Source organism: Bradyrhizobium prioriisuperbiae, assembly GCF_032397745.1.
In the GTDB taxonomy this organism is placed as follows: domain Bacteria; phylum Pseudomonadota; class Alphaproteobacteria; order Rhizobiales; family Xanthobacteraceae; genus Bradyrhizobium_A; species Bradyrhizobium_A prioriisuperbiae.
This window is the reverse complement of sequence record NZ_CP135921.1, coordinates 6,457,219-6,475,662: the sequence shown is the minus strand read 5'-3', so window position 1 is coordinate 6,475,662 and position 18,444 is coordinate 6,457,219. Positions and strand designations below refer to the sequence as shown.

Genomic DNA, 18,444 nt, shown 5'->3' with positions numbered 1-18,444 from the left:
TTCGGCGTATCCTGAACCGTTCTCAGTTCTTGATCTGGAAATACCGCGCCGACGTCGCCATGGTCACGTTGTTGCGCTGGGCCTCGCTCAAGGCCTGCAGGAAAAACATGTCGGCCGCGAGCGGCCGTGGCTGCCGCAGGGAATCCAGTACCCGCGGCGTGGTCACCGCCATCAGGAGCTGCGGACCACTGCCGCTGCCCCCGCGCTGTCCGCCGATCGAAAACGACAGCGAATCCGTCCCCTGTTTCAAAAGATACGACAGGCTCTGCACCTCGCCCCGATCCGACACCAGCAACAGCTCGACAACGCGGTTGGCGAAATTTTCGATGGTGCCATTCAGCGTTTCACCGCTCTTGAGTTCGGTCGAGGTCAGATTGATCCGAGGGGCCCTGGCCTGGCTGCCGAGCTGACTCAGAAACTTGACCGCCGGGCACTGGGCCTGCGTCACCTGCCGAACGCCGACGGTCGCCTCAAACCCCTGATCGCGCTTGAAAGCCCGATCGAACGTATCGAACGGCACCGTCGATGCACCGAATCCTTCGATCACCGCCGCGCTCTGCGTCACTGCCACCGGCAGGATGAAGAAGCAGTCGCCGCCATCGTACTGCTCGACATATTTGCGGATGCGATCGGGACGACCGGCCAGATCGCCGCTCGGTGGCGTGACCGGTGGTGGCGACTTCACCACGGCCGGGTTGGACTTGGTCTCCGGCTTGGTTTCGGACTTGGCGTCAGATTTGCCATCGGACTTGGTTGCAGTCTTGGTCGTGTCGGATTTGGTGTCGGTCTTGGCCGGCGGCGTGGTCTGGCCAAACACCGGCGATGGCGGCGGAATCGCAGCCGGCGGTGTCGACCAGACAAACTCGTAAAATCCGTAGCCGCCTAGCCCCAGCAGGGCCGCGACACCGACGACTGCTGCGCCAAGCCGGACGCCACGATTGCCGAGAATGCGCGCAAGAACCGGCTGGGATGGCGCAGCTGGCTGAGCCGCCGCGGCGTCGGGAGCCGCCATTGGATTGAAGCTGCGCGGACTGCCAATGGTCCAGTTGGCGATGTCGGCCATCGACGCCGGCCGCTGCGCCGGATCGGGCTGCAGCATCTGCTCCAGCAACGGCCGGATGCGCATGTCGATCGCTCCGAGATCGGGCACACGCCGGCGCTTTTCCACCAGCTGATACTGGCTTCCGCCCATGTCGAGCTTCTGTCCGGTCAGAACGTGGAACAGCACCAGGCCGAGACTGTAGATATCGGATTTCGCTGTGACATCGTTGTTGAACAGGCCAACCTGCTCGGGAGAAACGTAATTGTCCTTGCCGGCGAATCCGTTGCCGATGATCGTCTTGTCGCCCACCTGGGTCGAGCGCGCGATGCCGAAATCGATAATCTTGGCGCGCGTCACGTCGCCCAGGGGAATGATGATGTTGTCAGGCGACACGTCGCGATGAATGATCCCGCGCTCGTGAGCGGCCTGCAGCCCCGACGCGACACGTCGCATCAGCTTGACCATCGCCTCGAACGTCAGCGGGCCTTCCGCCAGGATATCTGACAGGGAACGTCCATCGACGAACTCCATCGCCAGATACGGACGCTGCAGAACCGGCTCGACCGTGAACAGGAAGTAACGGACAATGGCCTCGTGCGGCAGGTTATGCAGCGCAGCCGCTTCGCGCCGGAACAACGCCAGCGCGGCTTCGTTCTCCGCCATGTCCGGCAGCAGCATCTTGATCGCGATGGGCGCGCCGGTCTGGATTTCGCGGCACTTGTAGACTTCGCCCATACCGCCGGCACCGATCATCTCGTCGATCTCGTAGATGCCGTTGAGGCGCGTCCCCGCTGGGACGCCGCGATAGCTCGACCGGAATGGCTCGTTCGGGCTCATGACCTCAGCTCCGGCCGGCCGGTAAAGGGCGATTGCGTCGGCTCCGATGAGGTCCGCACCGGCGGCTGCAGCCGAACGACGATGATCGTGACGTTGTCCAGACCTCCCCGCTCCAGCGCCAGTTCAAGCATCGCGTCGCAGGACGCCTGGGCGTGGCGTGTCGTCACCCATTGCAGGATTTCCTCATCCTGCAGATGCTTGGTCAGGCCATCGCTGCAGACCACGAAGATGTCGCCGGGCTCGGCGGGGCCGATCACAACCTCCAGCTCCGGGTCTTTCGCCACGCCGACAGCGCGGGTGATGACATTGTTGGGCCAGTTGCGCACCTCGTCGCGCGACAGCGTCCCGCCGGCCACCAGATCCTCAACTTCAGTGTGGTCGCGGGAAATCTGGCTGATCGCCGCCTGCTTGATCAGGTACACCCGGCTGTCACCCGCCCAGACACAGGCATAATGCTCGTCGCGGATCAGCAGGACCGCTGCCGTGGTGCCGATCACAGCACCACGGCGCGTGCGGCTCAGCGCCAAGATCTGCTGATTGGCGTTGAAGATCTGGTTCTCGCACTGGGCCAGCAGATCGGCGGCCGAGGCCGGTTCGCCAATGGCATCCAGCGACTGGACCACGATCCGGCTTGCCACGTCGCCGGCCTCATGGCCGCCCATGCCATCGGCCACCGCCCAGAGGCCGACATTGGTGCGCACCAGGCACGAATCCTCGTTGCGCTCCCGCACTCGGCCGGCATGGGTCACGCTGCCGACATCAAACATGGACGTCAATTCTTGCATTTGAATTTTGCATCGCTGTTCAATGCACGTGTCACGTCCCGCTCCCCGCGAGCTGTCCGGTCAACAATGTGGAATACTGGAAGGGGTCCGGCAACCCGCGACAACTCAGCGCGAGCGGCGGAAAATCGCCGCCACCGGTCGTCCACCAGAAACTCGCCGCCGCATAGATGTCCGGGCGTGCCGCGCGCAGGCTCGCGAACGACGCGGCGAAGGTGTTGCCGACCGACATCATCCCCGCCATGTCGTCGCCGAGTGCGACAATCACGGCCTCGCCCTCGCCGGCTTGTTGCGTCTGCACCCGCGGCGTCGCCAGGCCCTCCAGGGCTTGCGAGATCGCCTCGAACGTAGCGTCGCGGTCCAGCGTCGACAGCAGGAAGTTCTCGGCAATACCGAACCAGTCGTCCTGGATATCGACATCGGGCGGCGCGATCGGCACGCCGGCGTCCGCTACCGCATGCACTGTGAGTGGATAGTATCGGCCGACACCATCGAGCGAAGGCATGATCGCGCCCGCAATCGGGGTTCCGCAGATCCCGGCGCCGAGCCAGAACCGCCACACCGGCGCGGTGAGAAACGCCTGCTGCCAGCGGTCAACGAGTTGATGGCGGCTCGCCGACAAGGATGCCTGCACCCACGGCTCCCAAACCTCGAGGAGGCTCCGCGGTGTCGCCAGCGCGATGAAATCGCGCTTGGCACTCAGTTTTCCGAACAGGCCACAGCGCATGGTCATATTCCGGTCGGGCAGCGGAATTCCCGGAGCGTCACCAGGTTGAGCGGGTTGCGAACCGACCCGGTCGAAATCCGGTAATTGAGCTCGCGCCCGGCAACGATGAAGGTCGCGCTGGCGGTCTCGGCTTTGGCCGTCAGCGAGCCCGCCTCAAGCATCCGGAACAACGACCACGGCCCGGTCCGTTCCAGCACCGACGGCGGCCCGGTTTCGTTGCTCACCGAAATCGCTGTCCGCGTCGATGGTCCTGGCCACTGTACTGTGGTCGGCGCATCGCTTTTGGGGGATGGCGGCGGCGGCGGCGGTGCGCCGAACATCGGAGGAGCTGCCGCCCCCGGTGTTGTCGGGCTGTCGATCACCGTGCCGCCGATTTCGGTCTTGATCGAGACCCCGGGCGCACCGGCACCCGGCGGCTTGATCGACAAGGTCACCATCGGGACCCCGCCGCCGGTCTGGAAGAAAGCATCGCGGATATAGGCGGCGTTCTGGAACTGTTTCAGCGTGTCCGGAGACAGCGAGCGAGCGACCGGGCTCTCCTTGCGCCACACCCACTCCGGCCGCGAGGTGTCCGCATAAGGCGCCAGCGACTGGGTGAAGAACTTGTCCATGATGCCGTTCGGGCTGAACAATTTGGCGAAATCCGCAAGCGGCACCTCCTGGGCACTGCCGCGGACGAAGGGGTAGCGGTTGGTCACGGTTTGTTGGCACACCGGCGTGACCTGATCGCGCAGGGTCTGCAACAACTGTCCTGCCGTCGAGGCCGCGATGTTGCCTTCGAATTCACCGGCGGCGGCGCGCATCATGTCGGAGAACGGCGGCGGCATTCGCGACGCATTGTTGCGCAGCGCCGCGACCTGGGTCTGCAGGGACTGCGTCGCCTGCGCCGTCAGCTGCGGATTCTCGATCATCAGCGTCAGGTTCTGCGCAATGTCGTTCAGGTTGGCGATGGTGGAATCGATCGGACGCCGCGTGCTGTCACCCTCGAGCACGGAATGATACGGCTTGAACTGGGACTCGATTTTCGCGCCGGGCGGTCCGTCCTGCGCATTGGTGAACAGCGTCGGCGACGGGATGGCCGGCACCCCGGCGGGGCTGGCGGCGGCGTTCGCCGGCTTCTGCCGTTCCTTGGTCAGCAGGGTTTCGTCGCGGATCGATTCCAGGATCTGCCGCATCGGCGATGTCGGCGCCGACAGCGCGCGCAGCACCTCGTACTTCGGCTTGTCGGCCAGGAGCTTCTTCAGCCGCAGGTTTCCAAGCGCATTGCGCCAGGCGACCACGAATTCGTTCGAATAAACGTTCAGCAAATCGTTGGCGAGATCGTCGTACTGCTGCCCGACCGCGGCCTGCTGACCGGCGTCGCCCAGCACCCAGCGCTCGTTCTTCATGCGATCCGCCAGCCCGCTCAACCGCCCCACGAACTGCTGATGGAAACCGTTGTAGGTGAAGAAGGCGGGGATGCGCACCGCATCCAGCGGCTGTCCGTTCGTGGTCTCGAACACAACAGCGACATCCGGCCCGCCCCTGCGGCTGACGATCCAGTCGCCGGAACTCGCGGCGCGGGCTTCCGATTTCAGGAACTCATAGGCGCGCTGCGACACGCTGAGCCGGGCCAGCGATTTCTGCGCTTCCTGGACCAGGCGACCGTCGAGTTCGACCAGCGGCGGCTGCTCGGTCTCCAGGTCGAACATCGCGACCAGGTGCTCCTCCAGCAGGCGGCGTCCCTCTGCGTTGGTGGCGCCGGGATAGAGATTGTCGGCCCAGTCGCGCTGCATCCAGGACCGGATCAGCTCACGCTCCGGCGGATGCTGTCCGCCGAGCATCAGGTAGATCTTCAAGCCCTCATAGACAAAGGCCGGCTCGGTGAGCCTGGCATTGAGCTGTTCTTCGAGACGATACAGCAGCCGCGGACGGAACAGCCGCTCCAGCGCCGTGTGATAGGCGGCATTCGAGGCCGACAGCAATCGCGGCTGCTGGTTCAGCCCATAGCGCGCCGACAGCGGCACCGGGGTTTCGCGCGACGCATATCCAGCGGGCGCGTTGCGCAGCCGATGCAGCAAGGGCAGAACCTTGTCGAGCTCGCGATCCGCGATCAGGGTCTGCTTGATCAGCGGCGCACCGGCGGCCGCATAATCGCCGTCGACCTGCAGGCTCTGCTCGATCAGGTCGGAATTCTTTTTGAAGCTGGTCAGCCAGGCAACGATCAATCCGACTGAGACCAGCCCGATCAGCGATAGCGCCGCGGTCTTGATGATCAGCGCACGGCGCACCGCGCCCCGATCGGTCGAAACCCAGTCGGCCTCGCCAATGATCACCTTCGAAATCAGATCGGTCAGGAAGAAGCTCTTGCCAGATCCGGAATAACCGCCAGCGCTGACCTCTTCCGCGCCGAACGTCCGCGCCAGCGATCCGATCAACTGATCGATCGGCGTGCCCTGCTGGGTGCCGGATGTGAAGTAGAAACCACGCAGATTGGCATTGACGTGGTAGCGGGTCGGCTCAAAAATCTGGTTCAGAAAATCATGGATCTGCGGCTTCAGTCGCGCCATCTGTGCCGGGAATCCGAACAGCTGCACCCGATGCTGCGGCGCCGGCTCGTCCTGCAGGCGGTCGAGCGTCTCCTCGCTGAGACGTTCCAGCAGATGATCGAACTGGTCGGGAATCTGCCCGACTAGGTTCTGTTTCTTGTCCGCGGTCTGGAACGTCGCGCCCCAAACCTGGCGTCGGCCGGTCTCGTTGAGATAACTGAAGTACTCGGTAAAGCCCGCAACTAGGTCGGCCTTGGTGAACAGCGCATAGACCGGGAAACTCACCTTCAGCCGCTGGTGCAGTTCGAGCAGCCGCATGCGGATTGCTTCCGCATGCGCGGCCAGTTCCGGCTTCGGCAGCGTCAGAATGTCTTCGATGCTGATCGCTACCAGAACGCCGTTGATCGGCTGGCGCGAGCGGTTTTTCTTCAGCAGGTCGAGGAAGGAGAACCAGCTCTCCTTGTCGGCCTTGCTGTCGGAATCCTGGGTCGTATAGCGCCCCGCGGTGTCGATCAGCACCGCCTCTTCGGTAAACCACCAGTCGCAGTAGCGGGTGCCGCCGACCCCGGCGATCGCCGCCGGCGTCGCGCCCCGCGCCAGCGGGAACTTCAGCCCGGAATTCACCAGCGCCGTGGTCTTGCCCGCGCCGGGCGGTCCGATGATGACATACCAGGGCAGATCGTAGAGATAGCCTGATTTGTTGCCGCTCGACGTCTTCAGGGTCGCGAGCGCATCCTTCATGCGGTCCTTGAGCACCGGCTCGTCGCTGGTCGGCTCACCCGTGCCGGCGATGCCGTCGGCGATCTGCTGCGCGCCCTTGCGCCGTCGATAGAAGTTGAATCCGCCGAAGCTGCCGGCACCGGCAACCAGCAGCAGAATAACGACGGCGCGGATGGTGTAGTTTTCCAGTGGCCGCCAGTCGCCGAATGCAATGAATGGACCGGCGAGATAGATCACTGACGCCAGCGATCCCAGCCCGATGCCGTAAAGAATCGTACGGGTAATTTCCTTCCGAAGCATCTTGCCGGTATCCGCTGTCAGTCTGCCAAATCAGTCGTTGTTTATCGATCGCTCAGTCGTCGTGCTATTCACTGCGTTCGATGAAGATCTCGACACGCCGGTTCTTGGCGCGTCCCTCCGGTGTCGAATTGGCCGCAATCGGCGCATCCGGCCCCTTGCCTTCGATCTCGACGCGGGTGAAATCGGTCAGCCCGGGCTTCAGCACCCCGGCGACAGCCTTGGCGCGCTCGACGGAGAGTTCGAAATTCGAGGCGAAGCGCGAGCTGCGGATCGGTGAGCTGTCGGTATGGCCGACGATCTTGATCTTGCCCGGCTCCCTGTCGAGGGTGGCCGCCACACGGGAGGCTACCGGCTTGAAGGCTTCCAGCACCGTCGCTTGCGCCGGCGCAAACAAGGCGAAGTCACAGACCCGGATCACGATGAAACTCGCGGTCTGGTCGGCGGTCATAACGCACGCGGTCTTCTCCAGCGCCAACGCGTTGCGGATGCGCTGCAACTGGGTGATGCGATCCGGAGGTGGCGGCGGTGGCGGTGGCGGCGGCGGCGCGATGATGCGGCGCTTCAGCTCGATCGGATCGCCGGGATGCAGCGCCAGCGCCACTTCGGCGGCATTTTCCGAGCGGCCCGAGAGCAAGGACCGCAGCGTGAAATAGCCACCGGTCAAAAGCGCCGCGACCACCGCGGCGACCATCCACACCGGCATCCGGATGCGCTGCCGGCGGTTGGCCAGCGCCTGCCCGCGCCAGTTCGGCGACAGGTCGCTCATGACCTTGGGACGAACCCGGCGCAACGTCTCGTAGAGATTGCGCTGGATCATCTGCAGGTTCGCCAGGCCGCTGCCCGAGGCCCGGTGCATGCCCTGGAACCCGAGCGCCAGGCAGGCGTGCTGCAGCTCGAGCACCGGATAGTTGACCATCGGATCGGCTTTGAGGTGATCGAGGATCTCGAAGAAACGCACGCCGCCGACCCGCTCGCCAAAGAACCGGCTCAGCATTGAGTACTGGGTCCAGACGTGGCGGTCCTCGGTCGGGATGTGCTGCACGATGTCGTCGGCGGTCGCGCACAGAATGTATTTCGCGGTGTTGGCCTGATGCTCGGAAATACCCGCCGAGCGAATATCGGTTTCGAAGAACTTCACCGCGTCGGCGACCTGCTCCATCAGGGTCGCGAACGGCGCCCGCATCAACGCCACGCGCAGCCGCCCAAGCAGTTGCAGCAGCGGCCCCGCCGCCCGCATGATCGGGTTGGCGTTGGGCGCCACCAGTTCGTCGACACGCAGTTGCGGCCCGGCCGGGGCAAACTGCGGCAGCGGCTGCTGCTTCGGTGTCGATATCCATTCCTCAGGCGCCTGGCTGGTCGGCGCGGCGGCGTAACCCGGCGGCTGCGGCACCGGAGAATAAGCGGCCGGCTGTGGTGCGCCCGGCGTCGGCAGCGGTGTCGGCGAAAACGCCGGACGGGGCGCCGGCTGGGACGGCTCACCGGGCGACGGATACGGGTTCGCAGCCGGCGTTGGATTCGGCATTGGATTTGGGACGGGATTGGGCACCGGATTTGGGACGGGACTCGACGGCAACCTCCCGCCGGGATTCGGACGGATGATGGTCCGCTCGCCTCGGCCAAAAGGATTTACCGGTTTGTCCTTGTCGTTCATGGCCGATCTTCCAGAATAGCCCAGAGGTGAAGTTCAAGCTCCGGCCAGTCTCCCGAAAAGTGCATTCCGATCGACGCGGCATTGCTGAAGTCGGGCCACAGCGGCGACTTGCGATCCAGATAGAAATACACGTGATCGGTGATGGCGCGGATATGCGGCGGCGGCGTCGGCAGGTGGACCAGCGTCAGGCCCGGCAGGTTGGCATGAACGATTTCGTTCATCTTGGTGTTCGGCCCGACCTTGAACAGGTGCGGGAAATCGTTCTGGATTTCGACCAGCGGCCGCCGCGCCGCAACTTCGAGCACCAGCGTTGCATTGCGGAACAGCGACCGGTCGCGGATCGGCGACACGAAAGCGTTCTGCGCCCGCTCGATGATTTCGAGACGGATTGCGCGGCGTCCCAGCCGTGCACTGAGGAAATCCTGGATATCGCGCACCAGCGGCGTGAACACATTCTCCAGATCGTCATGGTCATAGGCCGGATAATCGCGAGCCCGGCGCTCGGCGGTGGCAAAGGTCGCAAGCTCCCCGGCCAGCCTCAGCAGTTCCTGATAAAGCCGCTCCGGATGCACATAACCGGAGCGCTGGAAGTGGAGCAGCACCGGAATCTGGCGATTGAGAAGCTGCAGCACGAAGTAATCGACGCTCTGAAGTCCCCCGCCGGAGGACGGATCGACTGCATAACGCGACAGTTCGTCCAGCTTGGTTTCGATCCAGCCGATGATCCGGTTCAGCCACCCGTCGGTCGATGGATGCGCCGCGCAGGCCAGCAACGGTGGCACGAACTTGTCGTCGAACAGTACGTTCTTGTCGCGGACCTCGAGGATCCGTGCGATCCCGACGCCCATGTATCCGGGCTTGCTGGTCTTGCGCAGCTCGAACGACAGCCGCGGATAGACGATGTCGATTTCTTCCTCGACGCGCAGCGACGAGGTCGAGTCGATGAACGTCTCGGCGCCGCGCACGTAGCGGCTGGCGCTGTCGGCACTCGCCTCGTCAACCTCACGGGTGTTCGGCGCCGCCACCGGCATCATCAGCCAGACGATCTGGCCCGCCGCCGACTCCGGAATGTCGATCGCGTCCGGGATCGGGCTGTCGGACGGAATATCGAACGGCGTGCCATCCGGCATCACGCCGGCGGCACGGCGCACGGCGAACTTGCTCTGCTGCGTCAGATCGGTGTCGATCTCGAGTTCGGCGAATCCCCATGGATACGGAGTGATGTAACGCACGCGTTTCTCGAGCAGATGCTCGATATACCGATCGTTCTGCTGCAGATGATGCGGCCGCAGAAACAGACCTTCAGACCAGAAAACCTTGCTGTACCAGGACATTCCACCATCCACTCAGAAATCATGTCGCGATCGCCGAAACCGACGACCGTAGAAGTCTATTTTTTATCGCCCTTGTCGGCGCGATCGTAATAATCGGCAAAGTGCAGCATGAAAGCATCAATCGGCGCGCTGTTGTCCCGACCGAGAGATGCCTTCCAGCGCAACAGCAATGCGTCCCAGAGTTTCCCCTTGTTCGATCCGAGCCAGGACCCCGCCCCGCGCTGCAGTTCGAGTTCACGCGCCATCAGTGTCGGATCGATGCTGGCAACCAGCTCGCCAACGGCATGCTGCATCGCCATATAAGTTTTGAGCTGATGTGACTTTAAGTCGCCAAAACCTTGCGCGAAAGCGCTGTGCGCATCCAGGTAACTGCGGGTCGCCGGTCCGAACAGGATGCGCATCGCCTCTTCCGGCGTCGGCGAAAATTTCAGCGGATTGTTTTCGACCGCCTGGATCGTAGTCTGATTGGTGCTGCGCGCCATCTGTTTGGCCTGATGCCGGGCCTGCAGCAGCGCCATCAGGCTTTCGACCGTCATGCGCAGAATGCCGCCGAGCTGCTCGGCGAGTTCGGCGTCGGTCTTGTTCGCAAAAAAAGTCTCCGGCAGTCCCGCGGCCCTGGCGACCTGCCGGGAAAATCCGCCGGTGTCCCCGGCCCCGCTTGCTGCCGGCGCGCTCACGGCCGCGGGCGCCCGATAAGGCGCGGCGGCGGGCGGCGGTGCGTCGACCGGCGGACGCGCTGGCTCAACCGGAGCCGGCGCCGACGGTGCTGAGACGCGCTCGTCTTGCCAGCCGGCATCGTCGTCGGTCCAGACCGGACGGCGCGGTGTGGGGATCGGCGGCGCTTCAACCGCGGCTTGCGGAACTGCGATCGAACCGTTCGCCCAGCTCATGTCGCCATGATCATGGCTGTTGTTCGCGGCATGCTGCGAGGGCCGGCGCACACGCTGCGCATCCGGCTCGGGAACGCTGGCGGCCCAATCCAGGAATTCCGGATTGATCGGCCGCGCAGCCTCTCGTGCGATCTTCAGGTGCTGCGGATCGATCGGCGGCGGTGCCTCGCGGTCGCTGGTCCACAATTCGCGATAATCCGCATGCTGCTGCGACATCGGCGCTGGGACCTGTACCGGACCGGCATCGGCCACTATGCCGTCGTCGGCATCGAGGCTCACACCGATGATATAGTGACCGATCACGACCCGGTCGCCGCTGCGCAGCCGATGCGGTCCTCGCATCCGCTGATCGGCGCCGTTGAGGAAGGTGCCGTTGGTCGACACGTCGTGCAGCCAGTAGCCGCCGTCGCGGTAGTGAACCTCGCAGTGCTTGCCCGAAATCATCCGCGCCGGATCCGGCAGCGTCCAATCGAGATGCCGGTCCCGGCCAATGTCGACCGAGCGTTTGCCCGCGACCGTAAAGACGACGGGCCCCCCGTCGGGCAGGTTCGGCTCGTTTTCGATGTTGAGACGGAGCGCCATCACGTCATCTCACTATCGCGGCGAACGCGGCTCTCCGCGAGCCAACTGAATACCATCCTCCAGGCACGTCGTCATTATTCGGTCCCGGGAGTCGCGGGCCAGCCCGCACAGGGCAATGAGAATGGCGGCACGAACCGCCTTTGCCGTTTGCTCGGGCTTGGCCTCGACCGGATCATATTCGGGCGGAAGGATGCTTCCTCCGGAGAAGCCCGCGGCAAAAGCGAGCCAGGTTGCGGGCGAGTTGTAGTCGCCGGCATTGCCGGCCGCGAGCGCCTTGCTGCGACGGCTCTCATCCGGCTCTTCGACCCAGGCTTCCGCAAATCTGATCGCCCTGTCCGCCCCGGGGTCGAAGCGATCCACCATCTGTCGCAGCGCCCGGCATCCCCACGCCACCGCCACCCGTCTGGGAAGCAGATAGGCGCAAAATGACACCGCCGAGGACCAGTCGCGTTTGCTGATCGCCGCCCGCAGAAAATCCAGCGACGGCAAGCCGGACTCCGCCGGGCCGACTTCGTGTTTGGCCATCGGATAGGCCTCGAACAGATCCTGCACCGTATTGAAGCGAACCTGGATCATTGCGTGTCCCAGCTAAACCGGCAACGGAATCGGCACATGCACCATCACCGGCACGCCCACATTGACCGGCGCCCCCGTCAGCGCCATCGGCCCCGTTGCCGTGGCGGTGATGATCGGGGCATTGATCAGGATGGCCGCAGGCGTCAGCGTGATCGAGCTGGCACCGACCTGGAACTTGATCATCACATTGGCCGTGAGCGAAATGCTTATTCCAGCGTCGACCGTCTGATCCATGGTCATCGTGATATGCTGGCCGCCCAGATTGATGTCGAGTTTGTCGTTACCGTTCTTGAGGGTGGTCTTGCGGGTGTCGCCGCCCATCGCCTTGTCGCCGATGGTCCGCGTCTCTGTGTCGCGGACCGTGACGTCGTGATCTTTCTCGGCGTGGATGGTGATCTTCTCGGAGCCCTTCTTGTCCTCGAAGTTCCATTCGTTGTAACCGCTGCCGCCCTTGGTGGAGTCGGACTTCAACCCTGCGATGGTCTTCTTCGACGGCAGGTCGTAGGGCAGCTTGTATTCGTCGTTGTAGACGGTGCCGATCACCAGCGGCCGGTCCGGATCGCCTTCCAGGAATTCGACCACCACCTCCTGGCCGACGCGCGGTATGATCTGACCGCCCCAGCGCTTGCCGGACCACACCTGCGCCACCCGCAGCCGGCAGGATCGCTTCTTCTTTCGATCCCAGAAAAACCGGACATAGATCTCGCCAAGCTCTTCGACGTCGATTTCCTCATTGGAGTTGTCGTCCTTGGTGACGACCTTCGCCGTCTGGACGCCGTTGATCCGCGGTTTGGGCGTCACGAGCGGAGCGCGGAATGGCCGGTCACTCGGCAGGAATTCAAAGCTGCCGAAATAGACATGCTGGCCGCCATCACCGGCGCCGCCGGTACGATAGGTCTCGTTCACAAACGAATGGGTCGACCGCACCACCAGGTACTCGATGTTTTGCGAATCCTTCAGGTGCTTCTCGAGCTTGGTCAGCCCGCCGGGAAACAGGCTGATCGCATCGCCATTGCCGTGCCGGCGATGGTCCATCGCCTGCTCGGACTGCAACTGAATCTTGGCATACCGCTCGCCGTCGGACTTTTCCTTGTACTTGCCGGGATAATCGTAGATCTCCATCTCCGAATGCGTGTAGCTCTCCGAGCCCTTCGCATCGCTGATCATTTTGGCATTCGGCTTCTGGTAATTGTAGTCATTGAGCTCGATCTTGCCGGTCCGGAAGCGGCGTTCCGCGATCCAGTCATAGATATGCTGTTCCCCGCGGCGATCGCTGCCGGTCAGCGGCAGGTAGGGAATCTTGGCAAGACCGCTGATCGGCTGATGTGACGATTTGGAGTCAGCCAACACCAGGGTGTGCTTGCCACCCTCGTGCTTGAAAAAATAATAGATGCCGTGCTGCTCCATAAGGCGGCACACGAAATTCAGGTCGGTCTCCCGGTACTGAACGCAGTATTCAAGCTTGGGACAGGAGCCCTCTTCCGTCAGTTTGGACTCGAAGTCGTTGAAGCCGCGATCCTTGAAGACTTCCTTGATGATGTCGGGCGCCTTCTTGTCCTGCCAGATGCGACAGTCGGTGGTGCGCGACAGCAGCCACAGCCATGGCTTGAGCACGATCCGGTAGTCGTAATAGCCGCCCTTCAGTCCCAGCCACTGGGCTTCCACCAGGATGCCGCTGAACTCACGTTCCTTGCCGTGCAGCTTCACCTTGAGGGTGCATTGTTTGCCGATCGCGTCGTCGAAATTGATGTCGGCCTGTTCGCTCAGGCATTCGATGCGGAACTCGAACAGCTCGCTCAATCCTTCCGATGCATCGAGCCGGGCAAAGACGAGAACATCCTTGCCGAGAGGGGTGGTCAGCTCGCAAAGCCGGGTATCCTGCTTAAGTTCGCCCATGTGAGCGTCGTGCTCCATTGCAGACCGTCATGTGCGGGTAACGGCGTAGCGGGTGTGAAGTGGGGTCGCAGCGCAGCATATTCGGGCAATCGCCAGCCTGTCACGACCACCGATCGGCGGATACCAACCCAGCCGGCTCTGGATGTACGTTCGCACGTGCGCACGACCAAAAACCTGTCCGGGTCATCGATTTGGTCGAACCTAAGGGCTTGTCGGTTCACTAAGAAGTATCATGATCGCTGAATTATCAACGACCTGGACTGCCGAACGCGCAGGCCCCCGTCATTTGCCGGGTTGTTCATTGCCGTGCTGCCGGATACTTAACCGCGGGGCACACCGGTACCGGATGCGCTTCAGAGACTGGACGGCATAGCATGCTCGATCTCGAAGCCCTGACGCAGCCTGTGTCCGGCGACGACCCCAGCGGTCCCGATCTCGATGCCGCTGGCGACATCCAGTACCTCAACTTCTTCGCCGCCGCCGAACCGCTCCTGCCGATGTCCTACTTCGACGTCGTCAATGCGAACGGTGTGCGCGGCCGGTTTGATCCCAAAGCCGTCGATTTCGACGCGCAATTTGCCACAGCCCAACCGCTGCTCGCGCGCACCCGCGACCTGCGCCTGACCATCCTGCTGGCGAAGTTCTCAATCCTCAATCGGGATCTTGCGGGCTTCACTAAATACCTGAAAACAATTGCTTTTCTTATTCGGGAACAGTGGGAAACGGTACACCCTCGCAGCGAAGACGGTGATTTTTCCTTTCGCCTGGTCACCGTTGAATCGATCGACGTGTTTCCCACCGTAATCAATCCACTGCAGTTTCTGCCGCTGATCGAAAACCGCCGTTTCGGCACGGTCAATTATCGCGCCTACCAGATCGCCAAGGGCGAGATTCCGCCAAGTGGCGACGAGACAGACGACCTGGACCTGGCGACAGTCGAGCGGATTATCAGCGAGGCCGACCTCGAGGCACTCAAGGCCATCAGCGCGCGGTTTGCGGAACTGACCGCCGCCATAGCGGCGATCAAGGCTGCCTGGCTGGACAAGCCAGACGCGGGATCGGCGCCGAGTTTCGAGCGGCTCTCAACCATGGCTGGCGGGATCGCAACCTGGCTCGCCGGTCTGGTCAAGGACCGCGATCCGAGCGCGATCGTCAGTGCCGCGGGAACCGAGGAGACCGGAGACGGCGAGCCGACGCTTGCCGCCGCGAACCAGACCGTCACGTCGACGGCGATGGCCGCCGCCGCCCTCGCCGCGGCCGGCGATTACTTCGCCCGTTCCGAACCCTCAAATCCCTCCCTGCTTCTCATTCGACAAGCGCAGGAGATGGTTGGAAAGTCCTTCATCGAGGTGATGCGGATGCTGGTTCCGGCGTATGTCGAAACCGCCGCCATCAATATCGGGCGGGACAAGTTCTTCGATCTGCCGATCGAACGAATGGCGACATTGCTGACCACAAACGGGGCGCCGGCGGACGACACAGAGACTCAAAGCATTGTTTTCTCTGTCGAAAGCCGCGGACAGACGCTCGCTTTGCTGGGCCAGGTCGCAAATTTTTTCAGAGTGTCGGAGCCCTCAAGTCCGATCCCCTTCCTGATCGACCGCGCACGCGACATGGCACAGCGGGACTTCCTCAGCCTGCTGCACGACGTGCTTCCCGAAGGCGCGCTCAAAACAATCGACAAGTAGTTTTGAACCGGAATTGAAGACGCGTTGACTAACGAGAACAGACGGAAGTCGCTTCGCCGCAAGCCTGAATGCCTTCTTTTCGTGTTGCGGCAACTTCTGCTTCGATATGCATTTTTCATGACGAGGGCGGATCATGGCCACTGACAGCGGACAAAAATTCATCCGGCGCAATCGCGCACCACGCGTTCACATCACCTATGAAGATCCCTATGACGCCGAGCGGCTGATTGAGCTGCCGTTTGTCATGGGCGTCCTCTCCGACCTGTCGGGCAACAATTCCGGTGTCGAGAAGGGCAAGGTCGAGGAGCGAAAATTTCTCGACTTCGACATGGACAATTTCGACAACCGCATGGCGGCGATCCAGCCTGGCGTCACGATGCGGGTCGCCAACAAGCTTGGCGACGAATCAGGCGAAAGCGAAAAGCTCTCGGTCAATCTGCGGTTCGAGAAGATGGCCGACCTCACGCCGGTCGCCATTGCCCGCCAGGTTCCGGCGACCGCGAAGCTCCTGGAAGCGCGCGAGCAGCTGGCAAACCTGCTGCGCTACATGGACGGCAAGGTTGCCGCAGAGGATCAGCTGAAAAAACTTCTCAATGATCCGCAATTGATGGCATCGCTGCAGGAACGGGCGGCAACTCAGCCGACCGACCAAGATCCCGAACAATAAATAAGGAACGGGGACCATGGCAAAAGAAACTGGTCGTAAAGAAGTTGCAACTCAGGTCGGAACCGTCGAGGCCGACGAGTTTTCCAATCTGCTCAAGCAGAGCTTCAAGCCGCGGACCGAACGGGCCGCGACCGAAGTCGAGAACGCCGTCTCCACCCTCGTCCGCGAGGCCCTGAAAGACACCACCGTCATCAAGTCGGACGTCCTCGACACCATTGAAGAGATGATCGCGCGGATCGACAAGAAACTGTCCGCGCAGATGAACGAAATCCTTCACGCGCCGGAATTCCAGGCCATCGAAAGCGCCTGGCGTGGCCTGAGCTACCTGGTCTTCAATTCGGAAACGGACGCCAACCTCAAGATCCGGGTGATGAACGTCTCCAAGAACGAGCTCTATCGCAACCTGCGGCTTTATCCGGACGCCCGATGGGACCAGAGCCCGCTGTTCAAGCAGGTCTACGAGTACGAATTTGGCCAGCTCGGTGGCGAACCCTTTGGCTGCCTGATCGGTGACTATTACTTCAGCCATCTGCCCACCGACGTCCAGTTGCTACGCGACATGAGCAAGATCGCCGGCGCGGCGCACGCCCCCTTCTTCACCGGCGCCGAACCGACGCTGATGGGAATGGACTCCTGGACGGAGCTGTCCAATCCGCGCGACCTTAGCAAGCTGTTCGACACGCCCGAATATGCGGCCTGGAAGGGCCTGCGCGACCAGGACGACTCCCGTTATCTCGGTCTGTGCATGCCGCGGGTTCTTGGACGGCTGCCTTATGGGGCGAAGTCCGAACCGGTCGAGGAGTTCGCCTTCGAAGAGGAAACCGATGGCCATACCGGCGACAAATACGGCTGGATGAACGCAGCCTATGCGATGGCGGTCAATGTCAATCGGGCCTTCAAGGAATTCGGATGGTGCACCCGCATCCGCGGCGTGCAGTCAGGTGGCGAGGTCATCAACCTGCCGACCCACACCTTCCCGACCGATGACGGCGGCGTCGACTTGAAATGTCCGACCGAAATCGCCATCAGCGACCGACGCGAGCATGAGCTTGCCAAATCAGGCTTGATCCCGCTGATCCACCGCAAGAACACCGACAAGGCGGCCTTCATCGGTGCGCAGTCGCTGTACAAGCCGAAGAAGTATTTCGGTGACAAGGGTGTCGACGCCACCGCATCCGATAACCTGTCGTCACGTCTTCCCTACATGTTCGCGGTCTCACGTTTCGCGCACTACCTGAAATGCATGGTGCGCGACAAGATCGGGTCCATGAAGGAGAAGGATGAACTGACGATCTGGCTGCAGACATGGATCAACGAATACGTTGATGCCAATCCAGCCCTGTCATCGGAGGCCCAGAAAGCGCGCAAGCCGCTGGCCGCCGCCAAAGTTGAGGTCATCGCGAACGAGGAGAATCCGGGATATTACAACGCACGATTTTTTCTCCGCCCACATTTCCAGTTGGAAGCGATGGATGTGGGCCTCAGTCTAGTCTCGCGCCTGCCAGGCCCGAGCTCGTGAGATCACATCATCATCAACAATTTCGAAAATTTGAAAGGAACACACTATGGCTGTCGATATCTTCTTGAAACTGGATCCGATCAAAGGCGAATCCATGGGCGACGGGCACAAGGACGAAATTGATGTCCTGAGCTGGTCGTTTGGTGAGAGCCAGTCCGGCACTTTCCACAGCGGCTCCGGCGGCGGCGCAGGAAAGGTCAACATCCAGGATCTTCACTTCACCCACTTCGTGGACAAGGCCACCGCCGAGCTGTTCAAGGTCTGCGCGAACGGCAAGCACATCGATGAAGGCACTCTCATCGTCCGCAAGGCCGGCGAAAAGCCGCTTGAGTACCTGAAGCTTCAGATGAAGGACATTCTCGTCACCAGCGTCTCGACCGGCGGATCGCACGGCGACGACCGTCTTGTCGAGAACGTCAGCCTGAACTTCGCGAAGTTCAAGATCATCTACAAGACCCAGACTGACAAGGGCGGCGCGGGGGCGTCACCGACCTTCGGCTGGGACGTTCCGGCCAACAAGGAATGGTGATCGACGCGACATGATTTCGGCGCCGCCGCAAAGTCTGCTCAGCGGGCGGCGCCGAATGACACGCGATCGAAACCGGCGCGTTTCCAGGCGAATTGAATACCGATGCGCGCGAAGAAAGCGCGCTCAGTTTAGAGCGAGTTCGGGGCAAAAGTCGATTTCCACGGGTGCCGAATTCG

At 62.3% G+C, this 18,444-nt stretch carries 13 protein-coding genes; 4 read left to right on the top strand and 9 right to left on the bottom strand.

Annotation, left to right across the window (positions count from 1 at the left end; translation table 11 throughout):
* Positions 1–22 precede the first annotated feature (22 nt).
* From RS897_RS30640 to RS897_RS30600, 9 genes are all read right to left on the bottom strand, one after another.
* The gene (locus tag RS897_RS30640; protein WP_315832433.1) at positions 23–1,879 is read right to left on the bottom strand and encodes a serine/threonine-protein kinase; all 1,857 of its coding nucleotides are present in this window, start codon (positions 1,877–1,879) and stop codon (positions 23–25) included.
* Complete coding sequence (locus tag RS897_RS30635) at positions 1,876–2,646, bottom strand: PP2C family protein-serine/threonine phosphatase (RefSeq protein WP_407654350.1); 771 nt, start codon at positions 2,644–2,646, stop codon at positions 1,876–1,878. The genes RS897_RS30640 and RS897_RS30635 overlap by 4 nt, the downstream gene beginning before the upstream one ends.
* A 49-nt stretch (positions 2,647–2,695) precedes the next feature.
* Entirely contained in the window at positions 2,696–3,394 is a 699-nt protein-coding gene (gene tagF, locus RS897_RS30630) for a type VI secretion system-associated protein TagF (protein WP_315832431.1), read from the bottom strand.
* Complete coding sequence (tssM, locus tag RS897_RS30625; RefSeq protein ID WP_315832430.1) at positions 3,391–6,936, bottom strand: type VI secretion system membrane subunit TssM; 3,546 nt, start codon at positions 6,934–6,936, stop codon at positions 3,391–3,393. Before tssM ends, tagF begins: the two co-directional genes overlap by 4 nt.
* Before the next feature lie 64 nt (positions 6,937–7,000).
* Positions 7,001–8,458 carry a type VI secretion system protein TssL, long form gene (gene tssL / locus RS897_RS30620; protein ID WP_315832429.1) on the bottom strand — a complete coding sequence of 486 codons (1,458 nt, stop codon included), beginning with the start codon at positions 8,456–8,458 and terminating at the stop codon, positions 7,001–7,003.
* Positions 8,459–8,583: 125 nt separating this feature from the next.
* On the bottom strand, positions 8,584–9,921 hold the full coding sequence (gene tssK, locus RS897_RS30615; protein WP_315832428.1) for a type VI secretion system baseplate subunit TssK: 1,338 nt from the start codon (positions 9,919–9,921) through the stop codon (positions 8,584–8,586).
* 56 nt (positions 9,922–9,977) lie between these two features.
* A complete protein-coding gene (gene tagH / locus RS897_RS30610) occupies positions 9,978–11,393 on the bottom strand; it encodes a type VI secretion system-associated FHA domain protein TagH (RefSeq protein ID WP_315832427.1) in 1,416 nt (471 codons plus the stop codon).
* A gap of 12 nt (positions 11,394–11,405) precedes the next feature.
* A complete protein-coding gene (locus RS897_RS30605) occupies positions 11,406–11,945 on the bottom strand; it encodes a DUF6931 family protein (RefSeq protein WP_315832426.1) in 540 nt (179 codons plus the stop codon).
* A 36-nt stretch (positions 11,946–11,981) separates the two neighbouring features.
* Positions 11,982–13,865: a type VI secretion system Vgr family protein gene (locus RS897_RS30600; RefSeq protein WP_315832425.1), complete on the bottom strand. Its 1,884-nt coding sequence runs from the start codon at positions 13,863–13,865 to the stop codon at positions 11,982–11,984.
* A gap of 374 nt (positions 13,866–14,239) precedes the next feature.
* On the opposite strand from RS897_RS30600, the gene RS897_RS30595 reads away from it, so the two are divergent.
* From RS897_RS30595 to RS897_RS30580, 4 genes are all read left to right on the top strand, one after another.
* Positions 14,240–15,553 carry a type VI secretion system protein TssA gene (locus RS897_RS30595; RefSeq protein WP_315832424.1) on the top strand — a complete coding sequence of 438 codons (1,314 nt, stop codon included), beginning with the start codon at positions 14,240–14,242 and terminating at the stop codon, positions 15,551–15,553.
* Positions 15,554–15,686: 133 nt separating this feature from the next.
* Positions 15,687–16,220, top strand: coding sequence for a type VI secretion system contractile sheath small subunit (gene tssB / locus RS897_RS30590; RefSeq protein WP_315832423.1), 534 nt, complete (start codon positions 15,687–15,689; stop codon positions 16,218–16,220).
* 16 nt (positions 16,221–16,236) lie between these two features.
* Entirely contained in the window at positions 16,237–17,739 is a 1,503-nt protein-coding gene (gene tssC / locus RS897_RS30585; protein WP_315832422.1) for a type VI secretion system contractile sheath large subunit, read from the top strand.
* Between the two features lie 46 nt (positions 17,740–17,785).
* Complete coding sequence (locus RS897_RS30580) at positions 17,786–18,268, top strand: Hcp family type VI secretion system effector (RefSeq protein ID WP_315832421.1); 483 nt, start codon at positions 17,786–17,788, stop codon at positions 18,266–18,268.
* Positions 18,269–18,444: the final 176 nt, after the last annotated feature.